The 22,139-nt window shown below is 63.9% G+C and carries 22 protein-coding genes and 1 pseudogene; 11 read left to right on the top strand and 12 right to left on the bottom strand.

What is annotated here, in order from left to right; all coding sequences use genetic code 11:
- The first annotated feature begins 60 nt into the window (after positions 1-60).
- The 4 genes and pseudogenes from ssuD to CAF78_RS07540 all read left to right on the top strand — a co-directional run bounded on the left by ssuD (position 61) and on the right by CAF78_RS07540 (position 3,073).
- Positions 61-1,209 (top strand): FMNH2-dependent alkanesulfonate monooxygenase, encoded by a 1,149-nt coding sequence (gene ssuD, locus CAF78_RS07555; RefSeq protein WP_085678628.1) that lies wholly within the window; start codon positions 61-63, stop codon positions 1,207-1,209.
- Between the two features lie 10 nt (positions 1,210-1,219).
- Positions 1,220-2,017, top strand: coding sequence for an aliphatic sulfonate ABC transporter permease SsuC (gene ssuC, locus CAF78_RS07550; RefSeq protein ID WP_085678631.1), 798 nt, complete (start codon positions 1,220-1,222; stop codon positions 2,015-2,017).
- Positions 1,989-2,826 (top strand): annotated as a pseudogene (ssuB, locus tag CAF78_RS07545) (aliphatic sulfonates ABC transporter ATP-binding protein). Before ssuC ends, ssuB begins: the two are co-directional and overlap by 29 nt.
- Before the next feature lie 31 nt (positions 2,827-2,857).
- A complete protein-coding gene (locus CAF78_RS07540) occupies positions 2,858-3,073 on the top strand; it encodes a molybdopterin-binding protein (RefSeq protein WP_008095172.1) in 216 nt (71 codons plus the stop codon).
- Between the two features lie 136 nt (positions 3,074-3,209).
- Here CAF78_RS07540 and CAF78_RS07535 read toward each other — a convergent pair whose 3' ends face one another.
- The 4 genes from CAF78_RS07535 to CAF78_RS07520 form a co-directional block, all read right to left on the bottom strand.
- Complete coding sequence (locus tag CAF78_RS07535) at positions 3,210-3,842, bottom strand: TetR/AcrR family transcriptional regulator (protein ID WP_085678637.1); 633 nt, start codon at positions 3,840-3,842, stop codon at positions 3,210-3,212.
- Positions 3,842-5,419, bottom strand: coding sequence for a glutamate--cysteine ligase (gene gshA, locus CAF78_RS07530; RefSeq protein ID WP_177408505.1), 1,578 nt, complete (start codon positions 5,417-5,419; stop codon positions 3,842-3,844). The genes CAF78_RS07535 and gshA overlap by 1 nt, the downstream gene beginning before the upstream one ends.
- Positions 5,420-5,573: 154 nt before the next feature.
- Entirely contained in the window at positions 5,574-5,957 is a 384-nt protein-coding gene (locus tag CAF78_RS07525) for a PaaI family thioesterase (RefSeq protein WP_085678644.1), read from the bottom strand.
- Entirely contained in the window at positions 5,957-8,281 is a 2,325-nt protein-coding gene (locus CAF78_RS07520; protein WP_085678647.1) for a Tex family protein, read from the bottom strand. Before CAF78_RS07520 ends, CAF78_RS07525 begins: the two co-directional genes overlap by 1 nt.
- A gap of 217 nt (positions 8,282-8,498) precedes the next feature.
- On the opposite strand from CAF78_RS07520, the gene ompR reads away from it, so the two are divergent.
- Both ompR and CAF78_RS07510 read left to right on the top strand, forming a co-directional pair.
- Positions 8,499-9,239, top strand: coding sequence for a two-component system response regulator OmpR (ompR, locus tag CAF78_RS07515; RefSeq protein ID WP_079230429.1), 741 nt, complete (start codon positions 8,499-8,501; stop codon positions 9,237-9,239).
- A 13-nt stretch (positions 9,240-9,252) separates the two neighbouring features.
- Positions 9,253-10,566 carry an ATP-binding protein gene (locus CAF78_RS07510; RefSeq protein ID WP_085678650.1) on the top strand — a complete coding sequence of 438 codons (1,314 nt, stop codon included), beginning with the start codon at positions 9,253-9,255 and terminating at the stop codon, positions 10,564-10,566.
- Between the two features lie 127 nt (positions 10,567-10,693).
- On the opposite strand, the gene rimK is transcribed toward CAF78_RS07510, so the two are convergent.
- Entirely contained in the window at positions 10,694-11,599 is a 906-nt protein-coding gene (gene rimK / locus CAF78_RS07505) for a 30S ribosomal protein S6--L-glutamate ligase (protein ID WP_015268602.1), read from the bottom strand.
- Positions 11,596-12,078 carry an ATP-dependent zinc protease gene (locus CAF78_RS07500; RefSeq protein WP_085678653.1) on the bottom strand — a complete coding sequence of 161 codons (483 nt, stop codon included), beginning with the start codon at positions 12,076-12,078 and terminating at the stop codon, positions 11,596-11,598. The genes rimK and CAF78_RS07500 overlap by 4 nt, the downstream gene beginning before the upstream one ends.
- A gap of 109 nt (positions 12,079-12,187) precedes the next feature.
- On the opposite strand from CAF78_RS07500, the gene CAF78_RS07495 reads away from it, so the two are divergent.
- Positions 12,188-12,589 (top strand): RNA-binding S4 domain-containing protein, encoded by a 402-nt coding sequence (locus tag CAF78_RS07495; RefSeq protein WP_085678656.1) that lies wholly within the window; start codon positions 12,188-12,190, stop codon positions 12,587-12,589.
- Between the two features lie 126 nt (positions 12,590-12,715).
- On the opposite strand, the gene CAF78_RS07490 is transcribed toward CAF78_RS07495, so the two are convergent.
- The gene (locus CAF78_RS07490; protein WP_085678659.1) at positions 12,716-13,510 is read right to left on the bottom strand and encodes a phosphatase PAP2 family protein; all 795 of its coding nucleotides are present in this window, start codon (positions 13,508-13,510) and stop codon (positions 12,716-12,718) included.
- A gap of 119 nt (positions 13,511-13,629) precedes the next feature.
- Between CAF78_RS07490 and hslO the strand changes: the two genes are divergently transcribed.
- Positions 13,630-14,529, top strand: a complete 900-nt coding sequence (hslO, locus tag CAF78_RS07485; RefSeq protein ID WP_085678662.1) for an Hsp33 family molecular chaperone HslO — start codon at positions 13,630-13,632, stop codon at positions 14,527-14,529.
- A gap of 179 nt (positions 14,530-14,708) precedes the next feature.
- Positions 14,709-16,256 (top strand): phosphoenolpyruvate carboxykinase, encoded by a 1,548-nt coding sequence (locus CAF78_RS07480; RefSeq protein ID WP_085678665.1) that lies wholly within the window; start codon positions 14,709-14,711, stop codon positions 16,254-16,256.
- A gap of 56 nt (positions 16,257-16,312) precedes the next feature.
- Here CAF78_RS07480 and CAF78_RS07475 read toward each other — a convergent pair whose 3' ends face one another.
- Both CAF78_RS07475 and CAF78_RS07470 read right to left on the bottom strand, forming a co-directional pair.
- Positions 16,313-16,585 (bottom strand): type II toxin-antitoxin system RelE/ParE family toxin, encoded by a 273-nt coding sequence (locus CAF78_RS07475; protein WP_085678668.1) that lies wholly within the window; start codon positions 16,583-16,585, stop codon positions 16,313-16,315.
- Positions 16,585-16,899 carry a hypothetical protein gene (locus tag CAF78_RS07470; protein ID WP_256573963.1) on the bottom strand — a complete coding sequence of 105 codons (315 nt, stop codon included), beginning with the start codon at positions 16,897-16,899 and terminating at the stop codon, positions 16,585-16,587. Before CAF78_RS07470 ends, CAF78_RS07475 begins: the two co-directional genes overlap by 1 nt.
- 253 nt (positions 16,900-17,152) lie before the next feature.
- Here CAF78_RS07470 and CAF78_RS07465 point away from each other — a divergent pair, with 253 nt between their 5' ends.
- Positions 17,153-17,593, top strand: coding sequence for a thioesterase family protein (locus CAF78_RS07465; RefSeq protein ID WP_085678674.1), 441 nt, complete (start codon positions 17,153-17,155; stop codon positions 17,591-17,593).
- Positions 17,594-17,649: 56 nt separating this feature from the next.
- On the opposite strand, the gene CAF78_RS07460 is transcribed toward CAF78_RS07465, so the two are convergent.
- The 3 genes from CAF78_RS07460 to fdhD form a co-directional block, all read right to left on the bottom strand.
- The gene (locus tag CAF78_RS07460; protein WP_085678677.1) at positions 17,650-18,126 is read right to left on the bottom strand and encodes a glycine zipper domain-containing protein; all 477 of its coding nucleotides are present in this window, start codon (positions 18,124-18,126) and stop codon (positions 17,650-17,652) included.
- A 213-nt stretch (positions 18,127-18,339) separates the two neighbouring features.
- The gene (locus CAF78_RS07455) at positions 18,340-20,685 is read right to left on the bottom strand and encodes an FdhF/YdeP family oxidoreductase (RefSeq protein WP_085678680.1); all 2,346 of its coding nucleotides are present in this window, start codon (positions 20,683-20,685) and stop codon (positions 18,340-18,342) included.
- A 5-nt stretch (positions 20,686-20,690) separates the two neighbouring features.
- Positions 20,691-21,521 carry a formate dehydrogenase accessory sulfurtransferase FdhD gene (gene fdhD, locus CAF78_RS07450; protein WP_085678683.1) on the bottom strand — a complete coding sequence of 277 codons (831 nt, stop codon included), beginning with the start codon at positions 21,519-21,521 and terminating at the stop codon, positions 20,691-20,693.
- Between the two features lie 177 nt (positions 21,522-21,698).
- On the opposite strand from fdhD, the gene lysM reads away from it, so the two are divergent.
- A complete protein-coding gene (lysM, locus tag CAF78_RS07445) occupies positions 21,699-22,139 on the top strand; it encodes a peptidoglycan-binding protein LysM (RefSeq protein ID WP_060507543.1) in 441 nt (146 codons plus the stop codon).

Below are 22,139 nucleotides of genomic sequence, written 5' to 3'. Positions count from 1 at the left end.
TTGATTCGCCTGCGCCGGGGCGCCGCCCCGGCATGAGCCACCCTTGAGGAGACAACTCCAATGAGCCTTAACATTTTCTGGTTCCTCCCTACCCACGGTGACGGCAAGTACCTGGGCACATCCGACGGCGCCCGTGCGGTCGATCACGGTTACCTGCAGCAGATCGCCCAGGCCGCCGACCGCCTTGGTTTCGGCGGCGTGCTGATCCCCACCGGGCGTTCCTGCGAGGATTCCTGGCTGGTGGCCGCGTCGCTGATCCCGGTGACCCAGCGCCTGAAGTTCCTGGTGGCCCTGCGCCCAGGCATCATTTCGCCGACCGTGGCCGCACGCCAGGCCGCTACCCTCGACCGGCTGTCCAACGGCCGTGCGCTGTTCAACCTGGTGACCGGGGGCGACCCGGATGAACTGGCCGGCGACGGCCTGCACCTGAACCACCAGGAGCGCTACGAAGCCTCGGTCGAGTTCACCCGCATCTGGCGCAAGGTGCTGGAAGGCGAAACTGTCGACTACGACGGCAAGCACATCCAGGTGAAGGGCGCCAAGCTGCTCTACCCACCGATCCAGCAACCGCGCCCGCCGCTGTACTTCGGTGGCTCGTCGGACGCGGCCCAGGACCTCGCCGCCGAGCAGGTCGAGCTGTACCTGACCTGGGGCGAGCCACCAAGTGCCGTTGCCGAGAAAATCGCCCAGGTGCGTGAGAAAGCCGCCGCCCAGGGGCGCGAAGTGCGCTTCGGCATCCGCCTGCACGTGATCGTGCGGGAAACCAACGAAGAAGCCTGGGTTGCCGCCGACAAGCTGATCTCGCACCTGGACGACGACACCATCGCCCGCGCCCAGGCTTCCCTGGCGCGTTTCGACTCGGTCGGCCAGCAGCGCATGGCCGCCCTGCACAAGGGCAACCGCGACAACCTGGAAGTCAGCCCCAACCTCTGGGCCGGTGTCGGCCTGGTGCGCGGCGGTGCCGGCACTGCGCTGGTCGGCGATGGCCCGACCGTGGCGGCGCGGGTCAAGGAATACGCCGCGCTGGGTATCGATACCTTCATCTTCTCTGGTTATCCACACCTGGAAGAGTCGTATCGGGTTGCCGAGCTGCTGTTCCCGCACCTCGATGTGCAGCGGCCGGAGCAAGCCAAGGCGGGCGGCTACGTGAGCCCGTTCGGCGAGATGGTCGCCAACGACATCCTGCCCAAGTCCGTCGCGCAGAGCTGAGGGCCGGGTCATGAGTCGTGCAACCTCCACCACACTGAGCCAGCGCCTGGCGCCCTGGGCATTGCCAGTGCTGCTGCTGGCGGCCTGGCAGTTGGCGGTCAGCGCCGGCTGGCTGTCGACCCGCATCCTGCCTGCGCCGAGCGCGGTGGTCAGCGCTGGCGTCGAGCTGGTGCGCAGCGGTGAAATCTGGAGCCACCTGGCCATCAGTGGCTGGCGGGCCGGGCTGGGCTTCGTGATCGGCGGCAGTATCGGCCTGGTGCTGGGCTTCATCACCGGCCTGTCGAACTGGGGCGAACGCCTGCTCGACAGCTCGGTGCAGATGATCCGCAACGTGCCGCACCTGGCGCTGATCCCGCTGGTGATCCTGTGGTTCGGTATCGACGAGTCGGCGAAGATCTTCCTGGTCGCGCTGGGCACGCTGTTCCCGATCTACCTGAACACCTACCACGGCATCCGCAATGTCGACCCGGCACTGGTGGAGATGGCCCGCAGCTATGGCCTGTCCGGTTTCGGCCTGTTCCGCCAGGTGATCCTGCCCGGTGCGCTGCCATCGATCCTGGTCGGCGTGCGCTTTGCCCTGGGCTTCATGTGGCTGACCCTGATCGTCGCCGAGACCATTTCGGCCAACGCCGGCATCGGCTACCTGGCCATGAACGCCCGCGAGTTCCTGCAGACCGACGTGGTGGTACTGGCCATCGTCCTGTACGCCGTGCTTGGCAAGCTTGCCGACCTCGCCGCCCGCGGCCTGGAACGAGTGTGGCTGCGCTGGCACCCGGCCTATCAAGTGGCCAAGAAGGAGGGCGCATGACTGTGCTCAAGGAACAGCCGCCACGCCTGCTGCGTGGCATCCCGCTGGCCGCCAACGGCCTGCGCAAGGCCTTTGGTCAGCGGGAAGTATTGAAAGGTATCGACCTGCATATCCCGGCCGGCCAGTTCGTTGCCATCGTCGGTCGCAGTGGGTGCGGCAAGAGCACCTTGCTGCGCCTGCTGGCCGGTCTCGACCAGCCGACCGCCGGCCAGTTGCTGGCCGGTGCCGCGCCGCTGAGCGAGGCCCGCGAGGAAACGCGGCTGATGTTCCAGGAGGCGCGCCTGCTGCCCTGGAAGAAGGTGATCGACAACGTTGGCCTGGGGCTCAGTGGTGACTGGCGCCAGCGGGCACTGGATGCGCTGGAGGCGGTCGGCCTGGCTGACCGTGCCAATGAATGGCCAGCAGCGTTGTCCGGTGGCCAGAAGCAGCGCGTGGCCTTGGCCCGCGCCCTGATCCATCAACCGCGCCTGCTGCTGCTGGACGAGCCGTTGGGTGCGCTGGATGCGCTGACCCGCATCGAGATGCAGCAACTGATCGAACGCCTGTGGCGCCAGCACGGCTTTACCGTGCTGCTGGTGACCCACGACGTCAACGAGGCGGTGGCCGTCGCTGATCGGGTGATCCTGATCGAAGACGGCGAAGTCGGCCTGGACCTCACCGTAGACCTGGCAAGGCCAAGGGCGCGTGGTTCGCACCGCCTGGCCGCGCTGGAAAGCGAAGTGCTCAACCGTGTTCTGTCGGCCCCGGGCACTGCGCCCGAGCCGGACCCTGTAGCCCCTTTGCCCACGCAGCTGCGTTGGGCGCACTGAACCCTAGTAGCCAAAGAGAAGGAATCAAGCCATGACCATCAAAGCCATCAACGTCCGCAACCAGTTCAAAGGCACCGTGAAAGAAATCCTCGAAGGGCCGGTACTGTCGGAAATCGACGTGCAGACTGCTTCGGGCATCGTCACTTCGGTGATCACCACCCGCTCCGTGAAAGAGCTGGAACTGCAGGTGGGCAGCGAAGTGATTGCCTTCGTGAAGTCGACTGAAGTGTCCATCGCCAAGCTGTGATGCGGGTATCAGGGGCTGCTTTGCAGCCTTTCGCGGGCAAGCCCGCTCCCACAGGTACTGCGCAGTAATCAGATCTTGCGCGGACCCCTGTGGGAGCGGGCTTGCCCGCGAAGGGCCGCAGCGCGGCCCCATTCTTTCAGCGGGTACGTTTGGCCAGAAACGGCGGAAGATAAAGCCCCAGATACGCCTCGAACACCCGCTTGCCTTCCTCGGACATGCGCGGGGTGATTGCCTCATGCAACTGCACCGACCGCGCATACACCCGGTCGCTCAGCTCCATGGCCAAAGCGAACACATCCACATCGGCCGGCATCACCGGCAGGTGAAAATGCTGGTCGAACAGTTTGTACATCAGGTCGCCCAGTTCCATGTCGTGCTGCCGGTCGGCCTGCACCACTTCACTGAGCCCATGCTGGGCCAGAATCAATTGCCGCGCTGCCGCATCCTCGTTGTAGATGTCGAGCATGCGCTGCTCGATCAGCCGCGACAGCTCGTGCCAGGTGGCGAACGCGCGACTGTCGATCGGCGCGCTCAAGGCCTCGCGAAAAGCCCGGTGCACGTCAGCCGTCAGCGCCTCCAGCAAGGCTGGCACGCTGGCGAAGAAGTGATACACCGACGACGGCGGGATCTGCGCCCGCTCGGCCACGCTGTAGATCGACAGCCCCGCCACCCCGTGTTCGGCCAGCAGCTCACGCGCGGCGACCAGGATCGCCTCGATCCTGGCCTGGCTGCTGGCGCGCGGCTTGCGCTGGGTGGCGGTGCGGCTCATCAGTTGCTGATGGCCAGGATGCTGGCCTGGTAGGCGCCGACGAACAGGTCGAAGTCACCGACTTCCTCCTGCTCCAGCTCGGACTGCTTGGCCAGCGACTCGCGAGCGAGGGTCTCGAAGGCCTGTTGCTGCTCGACCGACAGCGGTTGCTCGCGGAAGGTCTCGGCGTGCAGGCGGCTCTGGCGCAGGGAGAACTCGACAAAGCTTTCGTCATGCTCGGTCATGCGCGCCAGCACCTGGGCCGACGGGGTCAGCGAGGCGTCGTCGACCTTGGCCTGTTGGGCCGCCAGGGCCTTGGCGTGATCGTCGCTGCCCTGAGCCTGATCGAGCAGCCCGGCCAGCTGGCCGATGCGGCTGATCAGTTCGCTGGCCCACTCACGCAGGCCGACAGGCTGGCCGTTGCGGTGCAGTTCAAGGCCTGGGCGGCGGCCTTCCTTGACCACGGTGAGGAAGTTGCTGGTGCACTGGCCGCACTCGCCGTTGTCCAGTTGCGGGCTCTCATCGAGGGCACAGAACAGCAGAAACGCATCGAGGAAGCGCGCTTCGGTCAGGTCGATGCCCACCGGCAGGAACGGGTTGATGTCCAGGCAACGCACCTCGACGTACTGCACGCCGCGCGAGGTCAGCGCCTGGATCGGCCGCTCGCCGGTGTAGGTGACGCGCTTGGGGCGGATGTTCGAGTAGTACTCGTTCTCGATCTGCAGGATGTTGGTGTTCAACTGCACCCATTCGCCATCCACGTGCGTACCCACCTCGACATAGGGCGGGTAGGGCGTGCCCACGGCCTTGCGCAGGCTGTCGGTGTAGCTGGCGAGGTTGTTGTAGCAGGGCGTGAGGCCGGCCTGGGCGTTGCTCTGGTAGCCCAGGTCGCTCATGCGCAAGCTGGTGGCGTAGGGCAGGTAGAGGGTTTCGGCATCGAGCTCTTCGAGCTGGTGCGGGCGGCCGCGCAGGAAGCCTTTGTCCAGCGCCGGCGAGGCACCGAACAGGTACATCAGCAGCCAGCTGTAGCGGCGGAAGTTGCGGATCAGCGCGATGTACGCCGAGGACTGGTAGTCGCGGTCGCTTTCCTCGCCACCTTCGGCGTCGCGCAGCAGTGGCCACAGCGCTTCAGGCAGCGAGAAGTTGTAATGGATGCCGGCGATGCACTGCATGGTGCGGCCGTAGCGCAGGGCCAGGCCCTTGCGGTAGACGTGCTTGAGCTTGCCGATGTTCGAGGTGCCGTACTCGGCGATCGGGATGTCCTCCTCGGCCGGCAGCGTGCAGGGCATCGACGGGCTCCACAGGTACTCGTCGCCCAGCTTGCTGTAGACGAAGCGGTGGGTCTGTTCGAGGCTTTCGAGCACCTTGGCCGGGTCGGGCAGGGCCGGGGTGATGAACTCCAGCAACGACTCGGAATAGTCGGTGGTGATCTGCTCGTTGGTCAGCGCCGATCCCAGGGCTTCCGGATGTGGGGTCTGGGCCAGGCGACCTTCGTCAGTCACGCGCAGGCATTCGCGCTCAATACCGTGCAGGCACTGCTTGAGCAGGGGAAGATTGGCGCCGAGCAGGCTCAGGCGGCGGTTGAGGAGGTCGCTCAAGATGTATTCCTTCACGCGTCAGTCGCCCCAATATGGGGGTAGAGATGACGGTCTACAAGGGTAGGAAAAAAGGAACTGGCGTTGTCGCCTGGTTTACGCGGTTCCGGCAGTGCCAGCGCACTGCCGAAAAATACCGCATATACAGCTTGGTGAGCTAGAGAACCGCGAAGGTTCCTTGCGCTTTTGCCACCAGTTTGTCGCCTTGAACTACGTCGGCGTCGACCACCAGGGTGCGGCGCCCGGCATGCAGCACGCGGGCCGTGCACAGCACCTCACCGTCGCTGACGGCGCGCAGGTAGTTGATCTTGCATTCGATGGTCACGCTCTGCTGGTCGAAGCCGTGGCTGGCCGAGCAGGCCAGGCCCATGGCGATGTCCACCAGGCTGAAGATCGCCCCGCCGTGCAGCTTCTGGCCGCGGTTGCGCAGTTGCGGTTCGAGCGCCAGGGCCACCTCGGCAACGCCGGTATCCAGGCGTTGCACGCGGCAGCCAAGGAGCTGGCTGTAGGCGCTTTGGACCAAGTCCTTGGGGATGTCCATCACTTCTTCTTCAGCGTCTTGGCGTTGGCGAACAGCGCGGCCATGGCGTTGTTGGCCGGGGCTGCAGTGGCGGTTTCACGCTGGCGTGGCGCCTGTTGCTGGCGGTTGCCGCCATTGCCACGGTTGCCGCCGCGGTTGCCTTCGACCTTTTCGCCCGGGGTGTCGCTCATGCGCATGGACAGGCCGACGCGCTTGCGCGGGATGTCTACTTCCATGACCTTGACCTTGACCACGTCGCCGGCCTTGACCGCTTCGCGTGGGTCCTTGATGAACTTCTCCGACAGCGCAGAGATGTGCACCAGGCCGTCCTGGTGCACACCGATGTCGACGAAGGCGCCGAAGTTGGTGACGTTGGTCACCACGCCTTCGAGGATCATGCCCGGTTCCAGGTCCTTGAGGTCCTCGACGCCATCCTGGAAGGTAGCGGTCTTGAACTCGGGGCGCGGGTCGCGGCCAGGCTTGTCCAGCTCCTGCAGGATGTCGGTGACGGTCGGCAGGCCGAAGGTCTCGTCGGTGAATTTTTTCGGGTCCAGGCGCTTGAGGAAGCTGCTGTCGCCGATCAGCGAGCGGATGTCGCGCTCGGTGCCGGCGGCGATGCGCTGCACCAGCGGGTAGGCCTCAGGGTGCACGGCGGACGCGTCGAGCGGGTTGTCGCCGTTCATCACGCGCAGGAAGCCGGCAGCCTGTTCGAAGGTTTTCTCGCCCAGGCGGCTGACCTTTTTCAGCGCTGCACGGGTCGCGAACGGGCCGTTGGCGTCGCGGTGGGCGACGATGTTCTGGGCCAGGGTAGCGTTCAGGCCCGAAATACGGGTCAGCAGCGCCACCGACGCGGTGTTGACGTCTACGCCCACGGCGTTCACGCAGTCCTCGACCACAGCGTCCAGGCCGCGGGCCAGTTTGATTTGCGAGACGTCGTGCTGGTACTGGCCGACCCCGATGGATTTCGGGTCGATCTTCACCAGCTCGGCCAGCGGGTCCTGCAGGCGACGGGCGATCGACACGGCGCCACGGATCGACACGTCCAGGTCCGGGAACTCACGGGCGGCCAGCTCCGACGCCGAGTACACCGAAGCGCCGGCTTCGGAGACCATGATCTTGGTGATCTTCAGTGCCGGGTACTTCTTGACCAGCTCGGCCACCAGCTTGTCGCTCTCGCGGCTGGCGGTGCCGTTGCCGATGGCGATCAGCTCCACCGAATGCTTGGCGCACAGGGCGGCCATGATGGAAATGGTGCGGTCCCAGTCGTTCTTCGGCGCATGCGGGTAGACCGTGGTGTGGTCCAGCAGCTTGCCGGTGGCATCGACCACGGCGATCTTGCAGCCGGTGCGCAGGCCCGGGTCGAAGCCCAGGGTGGCGCGCGGGCCGGCCGGGGCGGCCAGCAGCAAGTCGTGCAGGTTGTGGGCGAAGACGTTGATCGCCTCGCTTTCGGCGTTGTCGCGCAGTTCGCCGAACAGGTCGGTTTCCAGGTGGGTGTAGAGCTTGACCTTCCAGGTCCAGCGCACCACCTCGCCCAGCCACTTGTCGGCCGGGCGGCTGCGGTTTTCGATGCCGACGTGGTTGCCGATCATCAATTCGCACGGGTGCAGGGTGCCGGGCAGCTCTTCGCCGACCTTGAGCGAGGCGCTCAGCACGCCTTCGTTGCGCCCGCGGAAGATCGCCAGGGCGCGGTGCGAAGGCGCAGTGCGCAGCAGTTCGTCATGGGCGAAGTAGTCGCGGAACTTGGCGCCTTCCTCTTCCTTGCCGGCCACCACGCGGGCGCTGAGCACCGACTCCTGCTTGAGGAAGTTGCGCAGCTTTTCGAGCAAGGAGGCGTCTTCGGCGAAGCGCTCCATGAGGATGTACTTGGCACCCTCCAGCGCGGCCTTGACGTCGGTCACGCCTTTTTCGGCATCGACGAAGCGCGCGGCTTCGCTTTCCGGCGCCAGGTTCGGGTCGTTGAACAGGCCGTCGGCCAGTTCGCCGAGGCCGGCTTCCAGGGCGATCTGGCCCTTGGTGCGGCGCTTCTGCTTGTACGGCAGGTAGAGGTCTTCGAGGCGGGTCTTGGTGTCGGCCAGCTTGATCTCTCGGGCCAGTTCCGGGGTCAGCTTGCCCTGCTCCTCGATGCTGGACAGGATGCTGGCGCGGCGCTCGTCGAGTTCGCGCAGGTAGCGCAGGCGCTCTTCCAGGTGGCGCAGCTGGGTATCGTCGAGGCTACCGGTCACTTCCTTGCGGTAACGGGCGATGAAGGGCACGGTCGAGCCTTCGTCCAACAGGCCCACGGCCGCCTCGACCTGCTGGGGGCGTACGCCCAGTTCCTCGGCGATACGGCTGTTGATGCTGTCCATGTAAACCACCTGACATTTGTGAATACGGGGGTCGCCGGTGGGCCTTCGGCCCGGTGGCGCTGGATGAAAGCCGCGCATTATACCCATCGCAAACGGCTTGCGGTGATGGCGCCCGGCCAGTCGGAACTGGCGCCCGGGGAAAAATCTGCTAACAATGCTCACGCAACGTGCAGCAATGGCTACGCCATAATGCGCGGCGATATCAGAGGAGTTATTCATGACCGGCACGCCAAACACCGCTGAAGGTGACAAGATTCTCATCGTCGACGACGATCCGGGGCTCAGCAGCCTGCTGGAACGTTTCTTCACCAGCAAGGGCTACCGCGCCCGCGCGGTGCCCAACACCGAACAGATGGACCGCCTGCTGCAGCGTGAGGTGTTCAACCTGGTGGTGCTCGACCTGATGCTGCCGGGCGAGGACGGCCTGTCTGCATGCAAGCGCCTGCGCCAGCAGAACAACCAGATCCCGATCATCATGCTCACCGCCAAAGGTGACGAGCTCAGCCGCATCAAGGGCCTGGAGCTGGGTGCCGACGACTACCTGGGCAAACCGTTCAACCCGGACGAACTGATGGCACGGGTCAAGGCCGTGCTGCGTCGCCAGTCGCCGAGTGTGCCGGGTGCCCCCGGCAGCGAGGACGAGTCGGTCACCTTCGGCGACTACGAGCTGTCGCTGGCGACCCGCGAACTCAAGCGTGGCGACGAAGTGCACATGCTTACCACCGGCGAGTTCGCCGTGCTCAAGGCACTGGTGATGCACGCCCGTGAGCCGCTGACCCGCGACAAGCTGATGAACCTGGCCCGTGGCCGCGAATGGGATGCCCTGGAGCGTTCCATCGACGTGCAGATTTCGCGCCTGCGCCGCATGATCGAGCCGGACCCGTCCAAGCCACGCTACATCCAGACGGTGTGGGGCGTAGGTTACGTGTTCGTGCCAGACGGAAACGCCGGCAAATGATGTTTCGTCGTCGATGAAAACACCGCTCTGGTTTCCGCAAAGCTTCTTCGCCCGCACGTTGTGGCTGGTGCTGATCGTTGTCCTGTTCTCCAAGGCACTGACGCTGGTCTACCTGCTGATGAACGAGGACGTGCTGGTGGATCGGCAGTACAGCCACGGTGTGGCGCTGACCCTGCGCGCCTATTGGGCCGCGGATGAAGAGAACCGCGACAAGATCGCCGAAGCCGCAGGGCTGATCCGGGTCACCGGTTCCGGCGTGCCGGAGGGCGAGCAGCACTGGCCATACAGCGAGATCTACCAGCGGCAGATGCAGGCCGAGCTGGGTGAAGACACCGAGGTGCGCCTGCGCATCCATGCGCCGCCAGCGCTATGGGTGAACGCACCGAGCCTGGGCCCGGGTTGGCTGAAGGTGCCGTTGTACCCGCACCCGCTACGTGGGCAGAAGATCTGGAACGTGCTGGGCTGGTTCCTGGCCATCGGCCTGTTGTCGACCGCCTCGGCGTGGATCTTCGTGCGCCAGCTCAACCAACCGTTGAAGCGCCTGGTGTTCGCCGCCCGGCAGGTGGGCCAGGGGCGCAGCGTGCGCTTGCCGATCAGTGACACGCCCAGCGAGATGACCGAGGTTTACCGCGCCTTCAACCAGATGGCCGAGGACGTCGAACAGGCCGGGCGTGAGCGCGAGCTGATGCTGGCGGGGGTTTCCCATGACCTGCGTACGCCGCTCACGCGCCTGCGCCTGTCGTTGTCGTTGTTGGACAGCGACAGCGAACTGAGTGACGACATGGTCCGCGATATCGAGGACATGGACGCGATTCTTGACCAGTTCCTCGCGTTCATTCGCGATGGGCGGGACGAGCCGGTCGAGGAGGTCGACCTGGCTGACCTGGTGCGTGAAGTGGTGGCGCCCTACAACCAGCCGCAAGAGCGTGTGCGCTTGTGCCTGGAGCCGATTCCGCCGTTCCCGCTGCGTCGGGTTTCGCTCAAGCGCATGCTCGGCAACCTGATCGGCAATGCCCTGCATCATGCTGGCAAGGGCGTCGAGGTAGCGGCCTATGTGTCCGGTGACGAAAGTGCGCCGTATGTGGTGCTCAGCGTGTTGGACCGGGGTACCGGGATCGACGAATCGGAGCTCGAAACCATCTTCAACCCGTTCATCCGCGGCGACCGTGCCCGCGGGGGCAAGGGGACCGGGCTGGGGTTGGCGATCGTCAAGCGGATCGCGGCGCAGCATGGCGGGAATGTGGAGTTGCGCAACCGGTCCGGGGGTGGGATCGAGGCGCGGGTAAGGCTGCCATTGGGGCTGTTGCTGCCGCGTAATGCGGTCTGAATGTGTTTCTGCTGTACCGGCCCTTTCGCGGGCAAGCCCGCTCCCACAGGTGATTCACATGTCCTGATGCCTTTGGAGCACCCTGTGGGAGCGGGCTTGCCCGCGAAGAGGCCGGTACAGGCTAGAGTCAGCCCTTGCCCTTGGTCCGGGTCTGATTCGGCCCGCCATTCTTTTCCAAGTGCTCGATGATCATCCCGGCGACGTTCTTGCCGGTGGTCACCTCGATGCCCTCCAGCCCCGGCGACGAGTTCACCTCCATCACCAACGGCCCGTGATTCGAACGCAGGATATCCACACCTGCCACGCTCAGCCCCATCACCTTGGCGGCACGAATGGCCGTCATGCGCTCTTCGGGGGTGATCTTGATCAGGCTCGCCACCCCACCGCGGTGCAGGTTGGAGCGGAACTCCCCCGGCTTGGCCTGGCGCTTCATCGAAGCGATCACCTTGTCGCCCACCACGAAGCAGCGGATATCCGCACCGCCGGCCTCCTTGATGTACTCCTGGACCATGATGTTCTGCTTCAGCCCCATGAATGCCTCGATCACCGACTCGGCAGCCTTGGTGGTTTCGCACAGCACCACGCCGATACCCTGGGTGCCTTCCAGCACCTTGATCACCAGCGGCGCGCCGTTGACCATCTGAATCAGGTCGGGGATGTCATCCGGGGAGTGGGCGAAACCGGTAATCGGCAGGCCGATACCGCGGCGCGACAGCAGTTGCAGCGAGCGCAGCTTGTCACGTGAGCGGGCGATGGCCACCGATTCGTTGAGCGGGTACACACCCATCATCTCGAACTGGCGCAGGACCGCGCAGCCGTAGAAGGTCACCGAGGCGCCGATGCGCGGGATCACCGCATCGAAGCCCTCCAGCGGCTTGCCGCGGTAGTGGATCTGCGGCTTGTGGCTGGCGATGTTCATGTAGGCCCGCAAGGTGTCGATCACCACCATTTCATGGCCCCGCTGGGTACCGGCTTCGACCAGACGGCGGGTGGAATACAGACGCGGATTGCGCGACAGCACAGCGATCTTCATGCAGCACCTGTGACAGGGGAGAGGGTGGCCGGATAGGCCGGTTTGTCTTGCACGTATTTAAGGCCAGGGTTGACCACCAGTTGGCCGTGTATGAGCGCCTTGGAACCCAGCAGCAGGCGATAGCGCATGTTCTTGCGGCAGGCCAGGGTGAACTCGACTTCCCACACCGCATCGCCCAGGGCCAGTGTGGTGCGGATCACGTAACGCGTCTGCGCCTGGCCGTTGGAGCTCTTGATGGTCTTCATGGTCACCAGCGGCGCTTCACAGCGGCGGTGACGCAACTGCACCACCGAGCCAAGGTGAGCGGTGAAGCGTACCCACGGTTGCCCGTCACGCTCGAACGGCTCGACTTCGGTGGCATGCAGGCTGGAAGTGCTGGCGCCGGTGTCGATCTTGGCGCGCAGGCCCGCCACACCCAGGTCGGGCAGGGCCACCCACTCGCGCAGGCCGATCACTGTCAGATGGTCAAATTTCTTCACGAAGCACACCCTGCGGATAAGGTGGTGAACTGTAAGCACGGCGGGGACTTTTTGCATCCGTCAGTTACGGTAGTACAGTTCGATGAAAGACAGAATTCGAGGTAACGAGATGGCACAAAAAGCCGAGGACGACGACAAGGTCCGCCTGGACAAATGGCTGTGGGCGGCGCGGTTCTACAAGACCCGTGCGCTGGCCAAGGCCGCGATCGAAAGCGGCAAGGTGCATTGCCGGGGCGAGCGCTGCAAGCCGGGCAAGGAGCCGCGGGTGGGTGATGAGTTCGTGTTGCGCACCGGGTTCGATGAGCGCACGGTCGTGGTCAAGGCGCTGTCGGTGGTGCGGCGCGGGGCGCCTGAGGCGCAGGCGCTGTATGCAGAGACCGAAGACAGCGTGCGCCGCCGCGAGCAGGCAGCCGAGATGCGCAAGGCGGGGGCGATGGGGGTGACCACCGATGGCCGGCCGAACAAGAAGCAGCGGCGGCAGATTCACCAGCTGCATGGGAGCTTTGAATAGCCGGGGCCGCTGCGCGGCCCATCGCAGGCAAGCCAGCTCCCACAGGAACGGCAAAAATCTCGGAACTTGCGCAATACCTGTGGGAGCTGGCTTGCCTGCCATGGGCTGCAAAGCAGCCCCTGGGCTCTAGCGGATTACCGCCAACCGTCCGACCAATGGCACCTTCTTCGCAATGGCGAACAATGGCGCCGTCCAGCGCAGCAGCAAGGCACTCCCCTTGGCCGCCAGCGGCGTGTGGCAGCTCCAGCCCAACGCCAGCACCGCCATCAGCAGGCCGCCGATGTAATCGTCCTGTCCCCAGTGCGCCCCGGCCACCAGCCGCGGCAGCATGAACAGGAAGGCCAGGCCCCAGATCACCAGGTGTTGCACCAGGCGGCGGCTGAACAGGCTCATGAACAAGGCCCAGATCAGCAGCACCGAGGCGTGATCACCAGGGAAACTGTTGCTGGAGCGGTCTTTCAGCTCCCACGCTTTTTCCAGGTTCGGGTAGTAGCTGCTCAGGTGCACCACGTGGTCGAACACCATCGAAGGACTGTCATGTTGCCAGCCCATTGCATCCACCCACTTGGAAAACAGCGCGCGAATCACCACTAATAGGAGCAGCGTGACCAGGAAGCCAAAGAAGGCTTCGCGAACCTGGCTGGCCTTGAACACCCAATCGCCACGGATCAGCACGGCCAGAAGGGTCAGGCCGACGACGATGTCGAAAGGGCGCAGGCTGCCGACGGTCCAGATGTAGCGCCAGGTGGTGTTGTCGGCCAATGGCGTATTGAGGCTATGGAATAGCCACTCGTCGAAAGTCAGGCACAGGATCTGGCCAATAGGCCATAACCAGAAACACAGTAGAGCGATGGGAAGCAGCGTACAGGCTGCCAATGGCCCCCAGGACCACCTTGCTTGGAACAGTGGTCGATTGTCCATAAAATACCTCTATTGCAAACAGGAACAAGAGTGCCTTGTGGGCGCTCTCCCACGGGATCTCGCAGTAGTTCGACATCCCGTGTAACCATTTTGTCATCATTTTCAGATAGCCAAAACCTATGAGCGATTTGCCTGATACCGATTTCACCCAACGTTTCATCTTCGACGAGCGCGACGTGCGCGGCGAGTGGGTGTCTCTCGATGACAGCTACGCCGCGGTGCTGGCGCGTCACGAGTACCCGCAGCCGGTGCAGGCGCTGCTAGGCGAGCTGATGGCTGCCACCGCCTTGCTGGTCGGCGCGCTGAAGTTCGACGGCCTGCTGATCCTGCAGGCGCGCTCCGAAGGGCCGATCCCGCTGCTGATGGTCGAATGCTCGGGTGAGCGTGACATCCGTGGCATGGCCCGCTACGAAGCGGAGCAGATCCCGGCCGATGCCACCCTGGAGCAACTGATGCCCGGCGGCCACCTGACCCTGACCATCGATCCGGTCAAGGGCCAGCGCTACCAGGGCACCGTCGACCTGGACGGTGCCAACCTGTCGGAGTGCTTCACCAACTACTTCGTGCAGTCGCAGCAGCTCAACACCCGCTTCTGGCTCAACGCCGAAGGCGGCAAGGCCCGCGGCCTGCTGCTGCAGCAGCTGCCTCGCGATCGCCAGCCGGACGACGAAGAGCGCGAGGACAGCTGGCAGCACGTGATTGCCCTGGCCAAGACGCTCAAGCCCGAAGAGTGGTCGGAAGACAACGAAACCCTGCTGCACCGCCTCTATCACGAAGACGCGGTACGCCTGTTCGACATCCAGCCGCTGCGCTTCAAGTGCAGCTGCTCGCGCGAACGTTCCGGCAATGCGCTGGTCAGTTTGGGCGAGCACGATGCCAAGGCGCTGGTCGAGGAGTGCGGTGGTACAGTGGAGATCGATTGCCAGTTCTGTAACCAGCGCTATTTCTTCGATGCCAGCGATGTGGCGCAACTGTTTGCCGGTGGCGGCACGGAAGCGGCGTCAGAAACTCGCCACTGAAACGTTTAATTTCAGGGGAATCTCCTGTCGAATTGCGCAAAAGCGCGGTTACGACAGGAGGGGCCTACTTTTTTTGGGCGTTTCTGGCATAATCCGGCCACTTTTTTCGCTGTAGTAGTTTTTTCGAGACAACTACAAAACGTTTGGAGCACTCGGCCTCGGGCCGGATGGGGTATCTCATGACGCAAGCCAACAACACCGTGTACACCGACCTGAGCGTCGATAAGCTGGTTGAAGAAGCGCTGCAACGCGGTGAAGGCGTGCTGGCCGATACTGGCGCACTGGTAGTCGAAACTGGCCACCGTACTGGCCGCTCGCCGGCTGACCGTTTCATCGTCGAAGAACCTTCCACCCAGGCCGCCATCGCCTGGGGCCCGATCAACCGCAAGTTCCCGGCCGACAAGTTCGATGCCCTGTGGGCTCGCGTCGAGGCGTTCAACAACGCCCAGGATCACTTCGTTTCCTACGTTCACGTAGGGGCTGCTGCCGAGCACTACCTGCCGGTGAAGATGACCACCCAGACTGCCTGGCAGAACCTGTTCGGTCGTTGCCTGTTCATCAACCCGGAGCCAGGCCAGTTCAACCCGGCCGGTCGCGACCAGTGGCAGATCCTCAACGTCGCCAACTTCGTCTGCGAGCCTGAGCGCGACGGCACCAACTCCGACGGCTGCGTGATCATCAACTTCGCCCAGAAGAAGGTGCTGATCGCTGGCATGCGTTACGCCGGTGAAATGAAGAAAGCCATGTTCTCGGTGCAGAACTTCCTGCTGCCGGCCGCCGACGTGCTGCCGATGCACTGCGCTGCCAACATCGGCGAAGAAGGCGATGTGACCCTGTTCTTCGGCCTGTCGGGCACCGGCAAGACCACCCTGTCGGCCGACGAAAGCCGTTACCTGATCGGTGATGACGAGCACGGTTGGGGCGAAGGTGTTGTCTTCAACATGGAAGGCGGCTGCTACGCCAAGTGCATCGACCTGTCCGAGAAAAACGAGCCGGTCATCTGGAAAGCCATCAAGCATGGCGCCGTGCTGGAAAACGTCGTTCTCGACGCCAACAAGCACGCCGACTACGCCGATGTCAGCCTGACCCAGAACAGCCGTGCCGCCTACCCGCTGGAGCACGTCGCCAAGCGCGCCGAAGCCAACCTGGGTGGTGAGCCGAACGCCGTCATCTTCCTGACCTGCGACCTGACCGGTGTTCTGCCTCCGGTTTCGATCCTGAACAACGAGCAGGCGGCCTACCACTTCCTGTCCGGCTACACCGCGCTGGTCGGTTCCACCGAAATGGGTTCGGGCGGCGGCATCAAGTCGACCTTCTCCACCTGCTTCGGCGCACCGTTCTTCCCGCGCCCGGCTGGCGAGTACGCCGAGCTGCTGATCAAGCGTATCAACGCGTTCGGTTCCAAGGTCTACCTGGTCAACACCGGCTGGACCGGCGGTGGCTACGGCGTTGGCAAGCGCTTCAGCATCCCGACCACCCGTGGCGTGATCGCCGCCATCCAGAGCGGTGCTCTGGTCGGCGCCGAAACCGAGCACCTGGACATCATCAACCTGGACGTGCCGAAGGCCGTTCCGGGCGTTGACACCGAGCTGCTCAACCCACGCGCTACCTGGGCTGACAAGGCTGCCTACGACGAGGCCGCCCAAGGCCTGGCCAAGCTGTTCATCGAAAACTTCAAGAAGTTTGAAGTTTCCGACGCCATCAAGGCCGCTGGCCCGCAGCTGTAAGCGGACCCAGCCGTAACAAGAGAGCCGCCCCTTGGGGCGGCTTTTTTGTGTCTGGATCAGGGCCACTGCTGTCGCGCATGGAGGATTCTGATGATTTCAATGCAATCGTCCATGACCCGGTAGACCAACACGTAATTTGGCCTTACGACGATTTCTCTCGTTCCTGGATACCTGCCGGCTTTATAGAGCGCCGGTGTCTGAGTGGCGCGCCTGGCTTTGTCTCTGAAGGTCTCGTCCAGCAGAATGGCTGCGGCAGGATTGTCTTGGGAAATGCGCTCCATGATGCGAAATCGGTCTTTCAGAGCCATTTTTCGCCAAACAAGGCGCATCAGCGGATCTTGGCCTTGAGGTTGGCGCGGTAGGCGGCGAACTGCCGCTCCGCGTCATCGTCCTCGATCACGGGGGACACATCTTCGAGGCTTGCCTCGACCTGTTCGGCAAACCAGCTTTCGTAGGCTGCTGCCTCATGAGCTCGCTTGAGTGCCAGCGCACGGTCAGGGCGTTGATAGGTGTTCAGCTGGCTCGGGTCGAAGGTGGACGCATCGACCTGGAAATGATCAATACCGAGGTCGAGCAAGTAGGTCACCAAGGTCTCGAATTTCTTGAACAGCCTGACATTGCCACTGCGTTGTGCGATGAGCACATGTTCCTGATGGTTGACGTCAACCTGAACTGCCCAGCCTCCGGGCTGGCCTACAATGTGCGTTGCGTTGATTCGGCCTGATTCTGCCATTCGGCCAAGGGTTGCATGGTCCAGCTGATGAGTAGGCACGGGTGTGGTTCTCGGTTTCATTGGGAATGCACCATGCTATGCAATCTATAGTTGATTGCGACTATAGGCCTTCCTGACTTGTTGTGGGAAGCTTCTCTCTGATGTAACCAATTGTGGATAACTCATGATCGAATCTCCCAATCGCACCGCCTTCTCCCACTTTCACCCCATCCTCACCCGCCCTCAGGACAACGACGTCAACGGCCACATCGCTGGCGCCACCGTGCATGGCTTCTTCGAAACCGCCATCCAGGCCTTCCTTGTCGAACAGGCAGATGTGGACCTGCGCGATGGCGAGTTGGTGGCCTTCGTGGTGAGTTCGACGGCAGACTTCTACGCCTTGCCGGGCTTCCCGGATGTGCTGGAGGTGGGTCTTGGGGTGACGCGGCTGGCAGGCAGTACGGTGGAGTACCGCCTGGCGCTCTACCGTCCGGGGGAGGCCGATGCGTGCGCGGCGGGGACGGTGGTGCAGGTGTTCATCGAGCGCGCCAGCGGCAGGCCAGTGCCACTGCCCGAAGCGTTGCAGATGATCCTGGCCGGCCTGCAACTCGAGTTGCAGGCATGAAAAAGCCCTGCCGGTGAGGGCAGGGCTCTTGTTACCCGCAGGCTGAGCCCCAGGTATCAGTCACGCCAGTGACGGTGCTTGCGGTGACCATAGTGGCGGCCACGGTCGTAGTGGCGACGGTCGTCGTAATCGCGACGGTAGCGGCGCTCGTCATGGCGCTCGTCTTCATCGGCCTTGTTGCCCATGTAGTTACCCAGCGCACCACCGGCACCGCCGCCTGCGGCCGCACCAATGTAGCTGCCGGTGGTGCCGCCCACCGAGCGACCGACCACGTTACCGCCTGCGGCGCCCAGTGCGCCACCGATGGCGGCCTCGCCACGCTGGCGCTTGTCGGCACCCAGGGCACCGCCGGCCGCACCGCCCAGGCCGGCACCAATGGCACCGCCAGTGCTACCACCGATGGAGTTGCCCACTACGGAGCCGAGTACCCCACCCAATGCGCCGCCAATGCCAGCCTCGGTATTGCCGCCTGCCATGGCAACGCCGCTGAGCAAGCTGAAAGACAACAACAGAATCGAGGAGTACTTCTTCATCGAGAAAGCCTCATAGGGATGACGAGGGCGAATTTGAGGCTACGCAAGCCCGCTGGCAACGAAAATCCGACGAGTAACACGAGTTGTACACAATTCTCTAAGTTACTGTATTTGCTATGAAACTTTATCGATTTTCGCTTGTCTGAGCTTATTGTGACAAAGCCCTGGACCTCGCGGTTCAGGGCTTTTTTGCTTTTAGCCGGGTACTTTCGCTTAGAGGATTCGGCCGTCGTCGCGAGCGCGTTCGAGCTTGATGGCCACGAACTTGGACGTCGGCGTATGGCTGCCGTCGCCAATGCTTTCCAGCGGAATCAGCGGGTTCACTTCCGGATAGTACGCCGCCGCCTGCCCGGCAGGGATGTCGAAGGCCAGCAATGTGAAGCCGTGCACACGGCGCACATGCGCATCCCCCCACAACGAGACGATGTCGACCTTCTGCCCTGGTTGGAAGCCCAGGCGGATGATGTCGGCTTCGTTGGCGAACAGCACCTCGCGCTGGCCGCGCACGCCGCGGTAACGGTCGTCCAGGCCGTAGATGGTGGTGTTGTACTGATCGTGGGAGCGCATCGACTGCATGATCAGGTCCGGCAATTGGCCGCTGGCGCGCACGCGCTCGTCGATCAGGGTATCGGGCAGCAGGTTGGCCTTGAAGTTGGCGCGGCCCGTGGTGGTCTTCCACTGGCGGCTGCCGGCGCTGTTGCCCAGGTAGAAACCGCCCGGGTGGGCCAGGCGCTGGTTGAAGCCGGCAAAGCCGGCAATGGTGTCGCCGATCAGGTCGCGGATGCGCGCGTAATCGGCCACCAGCCAGTGCCAGTCCACCGGGTGCTTGCCCAGGGTGGCGGCCGCGATGCCGGCAACCACGGCAGGCTCCGAGCGCATCTGTGGCGACAGCGGCTTGAGCTGGCCATTGGAGGCGTGGACCATGCTGAACGAGTCTTCCACGGTGACTGCCTGTGGGCCGTCGGCCTGCAGGTCGATGTCGGTGCGGCCCAGGCACGGCAGGATCAGTGCCTGCTTGCCGTGGATCAGGTGGCTGCGGTTGAGCTTGGTGCTGATGTGCACGGTGAGTTCGCAGTTGCGCAGGGCCTGGGCGGTACGTTCAGTGTCCGGGGTGGCCTGGGCAAAGTTGCCGCCGAGGCCGATGAACACTTTCGAACGGCCGTCGAGCATGGCGTGGATCGCCTCGACGGTATTGTGGCCGTTGTGCCGCGGCACCGGGAAGTTGAAGCGCTTTTCCATGGCGTCGAGCAGGGCCACTGGTGGGCGCTCGTTGATGCCCATGGTGCGGTCGCCCTGCACGTTGCTGTGGCCACGCACCGGGCACAGGCCGGCGCCCGGCACGCCAATGTTGCCGCGCAGCATCTGCAGGTTGACGATTTCCTGGATGGTCGGCACCGAATGGCGGTGCTGGGTGATGCCCATCGCCCAGCACATGATCACCCGCTTGCCGCGGCAGTACATACGCGCAGCCAGTTCGATGTCGGCCAGCGTCAGGCCGGATTGTTCCTGGATGTGCGCCCAGGAGGTGGCGTCTACCGCGGCCAGGTATTCCTCCACGCCATGGCCGTGTTCGGCGATGAACACGTGGTCGAACACGGCCGGCTCGCCCTTGGCCTGCGCTTCGCGCTCCCATTGCAGGACGAACTTGGCCATGCCGCGCAGCAACGCCATGTCACCGCCCAGCGCCGGGCGGAAGAACGCGGTGTTGGTCGGGCGGTCGCTGTTGGTCAGCATCTCCAGCGGGTTCTGCGGGTGCTGGAAGCGCTCCAGGCCACGTTCCTTGAGCGGGTTGACGCAGACCACCTGGGCGCCGCGTTTTACCGCATCGCGCAGCGGGTCGAGCATGCGTGGGTGGTTGGTGCCTGGGTTCTGGCCCCAGACGAAGATCGCGTCGGCGTGCTCGAAGTCGTCGTAGGTGACGGTGCCCTTGCCGACGCCGACACTCTGCCCCAGCGCCACGCCGCTGGCTTCGTGGCACATGTTCGAGCAGTCGGGGAAGTTGTTGGTGCCATAGGCGCGCACGAACAGCTGATACAGGTAGGCTGCTTCGTTGCTGGCACGGCCGGAGGTGTAGAACTCGGCCTGGTCAGGGGTGGCCAGCTTGTTCAGCTCGCGGGCGATCAGTGCGTAGGCGGCATCCCAGGCGATCGGCTGGTAGCGATCGCTTTGTGGGTCGTAGACCATCGGCTCGGTCAGGCGGCCCTGGTACTCAAGCCAGTAGTCACTCTGCTGCAGCAATGCGCTGACGCTGTAGCGAGCGAAGAACGCCGCATCGACACGGCGTTTGGTGGCTTCCCAGTTGACCGCCTTGGCGCCGTTCTCGCAGAACTTGACCATGCCGCTCTCGGGCGAATCGCCCCAGGCGCAGCCGGGGCAGTCGAAGCCGCCGTTCTGGTTGGTCTTGAGCAGGGCGCGGATGTTCTTCAGCGCGTTGTCGCTGCCGACCCAGGCCTTGGCCACGCTGCGCAGCGCGCCCCAACCACCGGCGGGGCCGTGGTAGGGCTGGTAGCGAGGGGTGGAGGCTGGGGCGTTGTCCGGGAGTTGCTGGTACGAGGTCACGGCTGTTACGACTCCGCCGCTGGGCTGTAGACCCGCGGTGCACTGTGTTTGGGCAGATGAATGAGGTTGAGGTTGTGCTTGCGTGCCCATTGCAGGGCAAGGCCGGTGGGCGCCGAGAGGCTGACCAGGGTCTGGATGCCGGCGCGCAGTACTTTCTGGATCAGCTCCAGGCTGCAGCGGCTGGTGACGATGGCCAGGCCGCCCTCGGTGCTGACGCCTTGGCGCAGCAAGGCGCCGATCAGCTTGTCGAGGGCGTTGTGCCGGCCAATGTCTTCGCGGCCCATCAGCAATTCGCCCTGGGCGTTCATGAACAGAGCGGCGTGCACGGCGCCGCAATGCTGGCCCAGCGGTGTGAATGCATCGATGCGTTCACGCAGGCCCGCCAGCCATTGCGCCGGCGGCAGCGGTGCGCCAGGCAGTGCGTTCAGGTCCGGCAGCGCCTGCTCCAGGGCTTCCACCCCGCACAGGCCGCAACCGCTGGTGCCGGCCAGTTGGCGGCGCTGGTTCTTCAGGTTCCAGAACGCACGGCTGGAGATCTCCAGGTCGGCGTACATCGCCGAGCCGCTGCCGGACAGCTTCAGGTCATAGATTTCCGCCGTGCCTTCGACGATGCCGCTGCCGACGCTGAAACCGACCGCGAAGTCTTCCAGGTCGGTTGGGCTGACCAGCATCACCGCCTGGTTGAGGCCGTTATAGGCAATGGCCAGGGCGACTTCTTCGGCCAGCGGCGTGCAGGCGCGTTCGCCGTCGCTGAGTTGGACGTAGTCGTAGGTGTTGCTGGCGGCGGGCAGGGCCAGAGGCATGGAGGCTGCGCACACCGGAGGTTTGCTTGGCATCGGAAGGCTGACGGTTGGCGGCTGTTTGATAGCACAAGCCTAGGCCGCAGGGCAGCGCGCGTCTAATCGCTAGGGTCTATGCCTTGATAGACCGCGTCGATTGGTCGCAGTGGGGCGCGAGGGGCAATCCTGGCCTAGACTCCTGGCTCCGAGGTTAACGTCAACAAGGAGCGCGTCATGAGCCTGTTCAGTTTCGTGAAGGAAGCCGGCGAGAAGTTGATCGACCTGCTGACTCCCGGCAATGCCAATGCCGAGGAGCAGTTGAAGAAACACGTGGAAAGTGTCGGCCTGGGCAACCCGAACATCTCGGCCACTGTAGAGGGTGACAAGGTCATTCTCAAGGGCGAGGTGGCCAGCCAGGAGGAGAAAGAGAAGATCATTCTCGCCGCCGGTAACATCGAGGGGGTGGCCAGCGTCGATGACCAGATCACCGTGACCGGGCCAGTCGTGGCGGCGGCAAGGTTCGTCACCGTGAAAAAGGGTGACACGCTGTCAGCCATCTCGGTGGTCGTGTATGGCAATGCCGGCCAGTACAACAAGATCTTCGAGGCCAACAAGCCGATGCTCAAGCACCCGGACAAGATCTACCCGGGGCAGGTGCTGCGTATTCCTGACTGA

Origin of the sequence: Pseudomonas sp. R28(2017) (genome assembly GCF_002112505.1) — a bacterium.
Classification (GTDB): Bacteria; Pseudomonadota; Gammaproteobacteria; order Pseudomonadales; family Pseudomonadaceae; genus Aquipseudomonas.
The sequence above is the reverse complement of the archived record's forward strand: the minus strand, read 5'-3'. Positions and strand labels throughout refer to the sequence as shown.

Bases quoted from the DNA above. Each gene is read 5' to 3' on its own strand.
- lysM (WP_060507543.1), top strand. From the start codon at position 21,699: ATGAGCCTGTTCAGTTTCGTGAAGGAAGCCGGCGAGAAGTTGATCGAC.
- rimK (WP_015268602.1), bottom strand. From the start codon at position 11,599: ATGAAGATCGCTGTGCTGTCGCGCAATCCGCGTCTGTATTCCACCCGC.
- fdhD (WP_085678683.1), bottom strand. From the start codon at position 21,521: ATGCCAAGCAAACCTCCGGTGTGCGCAGCCTCCATGCCTCTGGCCCTG.
- CAF78_RS07510 (WP_085678650.1), top strand. From the start codon at position 9,253: ATGAAAACACCGCTCTGGTTTCCGCAAAGCTTCTTCGCCCGCACGTTG.
- CAF78_RS07520 (WP_085678647.1), bottom strand. From the start codon at position 8,281: ATGGACAGCATCAACAGCCGTATCGCCGAGGAACTGGGCGTACGCCCC.
- CAF78_RS07525 (WP_085678644.1), bottom strand. From the start codon at position 5,957: ATGGACATCCCCAAGGACTTGGTCCAAAGCGCCTACAGCCAGCTCCTT.
- CAF78_RS07535 (WP_085678637.1), bottom strand. From the start codon at position 3,842: ATGAGCCGCACCGCCACCCAGCGCAAGCCGCGCGCCAGCAGCCAGGCC.
- ssuD (WP_085678628.1), top strand. From the start codon at position 61: ATGAGCCTTAACATTTTCTGGTTCCTCCCTACCCACGGTGACGGCAAG.
- CAF78_RS07495 (WP_085678656.1), top strand. From the start codon at position 12,188: ATGGCACAAAAAGCCGAGGACGACGACAAGGTCCGCCTGGACAAATGG.
- hslO (WP_085678662.1), top strand. From the start codon at position 13,630: ATGAGCGATTTGCCTGATACCGATTTCACCCAACGTTTCATCTTCGAC.
- CAF78_RS07480 (WP_085678665.1), top strand. From the start codon at position 14,709: ATGACGCAAGCCAACAACACCGTGTACACCGACCTGAGCGTCGATAAG.
- CAF78_RS07540 (WP_008095172.1), top strand. From the start codon at position 2,858: ATGACCATCAAAGCCATCAACGTCCGCAACCAGTTCAAAGGCACCGTG.
- CAF78_RS07465 (WP_085678674.1), top strand. From the start codon at position 17,153: ATGATCGAATCTCCCAATCGCACCGCCTTCTCCCACTTTCACCCCATC.
- ompR (WP_079230429.1), top strand. From the start codon at position 8,499: ATGACCGGCACGCCAAACACCGCTGAAGGTGACAAGATTCTCATCGTC.
- ssuC (WP_085678631.1), top strand. From the start codon at position 1,220: ATGAGTCGTGCAACCTCCACCACACTGAGCCAGCGCCTGGCGCCCTGG.
- CAF78_RS07460 (WP_085678677.1), bottom strand. From the start codon at position 18,126: ATGAAGAAGTACTCCTCGATTCTGTTGTTGTCTTTCAGCTTGCTCAGC.
- CAF78_RS07475 (WP_085678668.1), bottom strand. From the start codon at position 16,585: ATGCGCCTTGTTTGGCGAAAAATGGCTCTGAAAGACCGATTTCGCATC.
- CAF78_RS07490 (WP_085678659.1), bottom strand. From the start codon at position 13,510: ATGGACAATCGACCACTGTTCCAAGCAAGGTGGTCCTGGGGGCCATTG.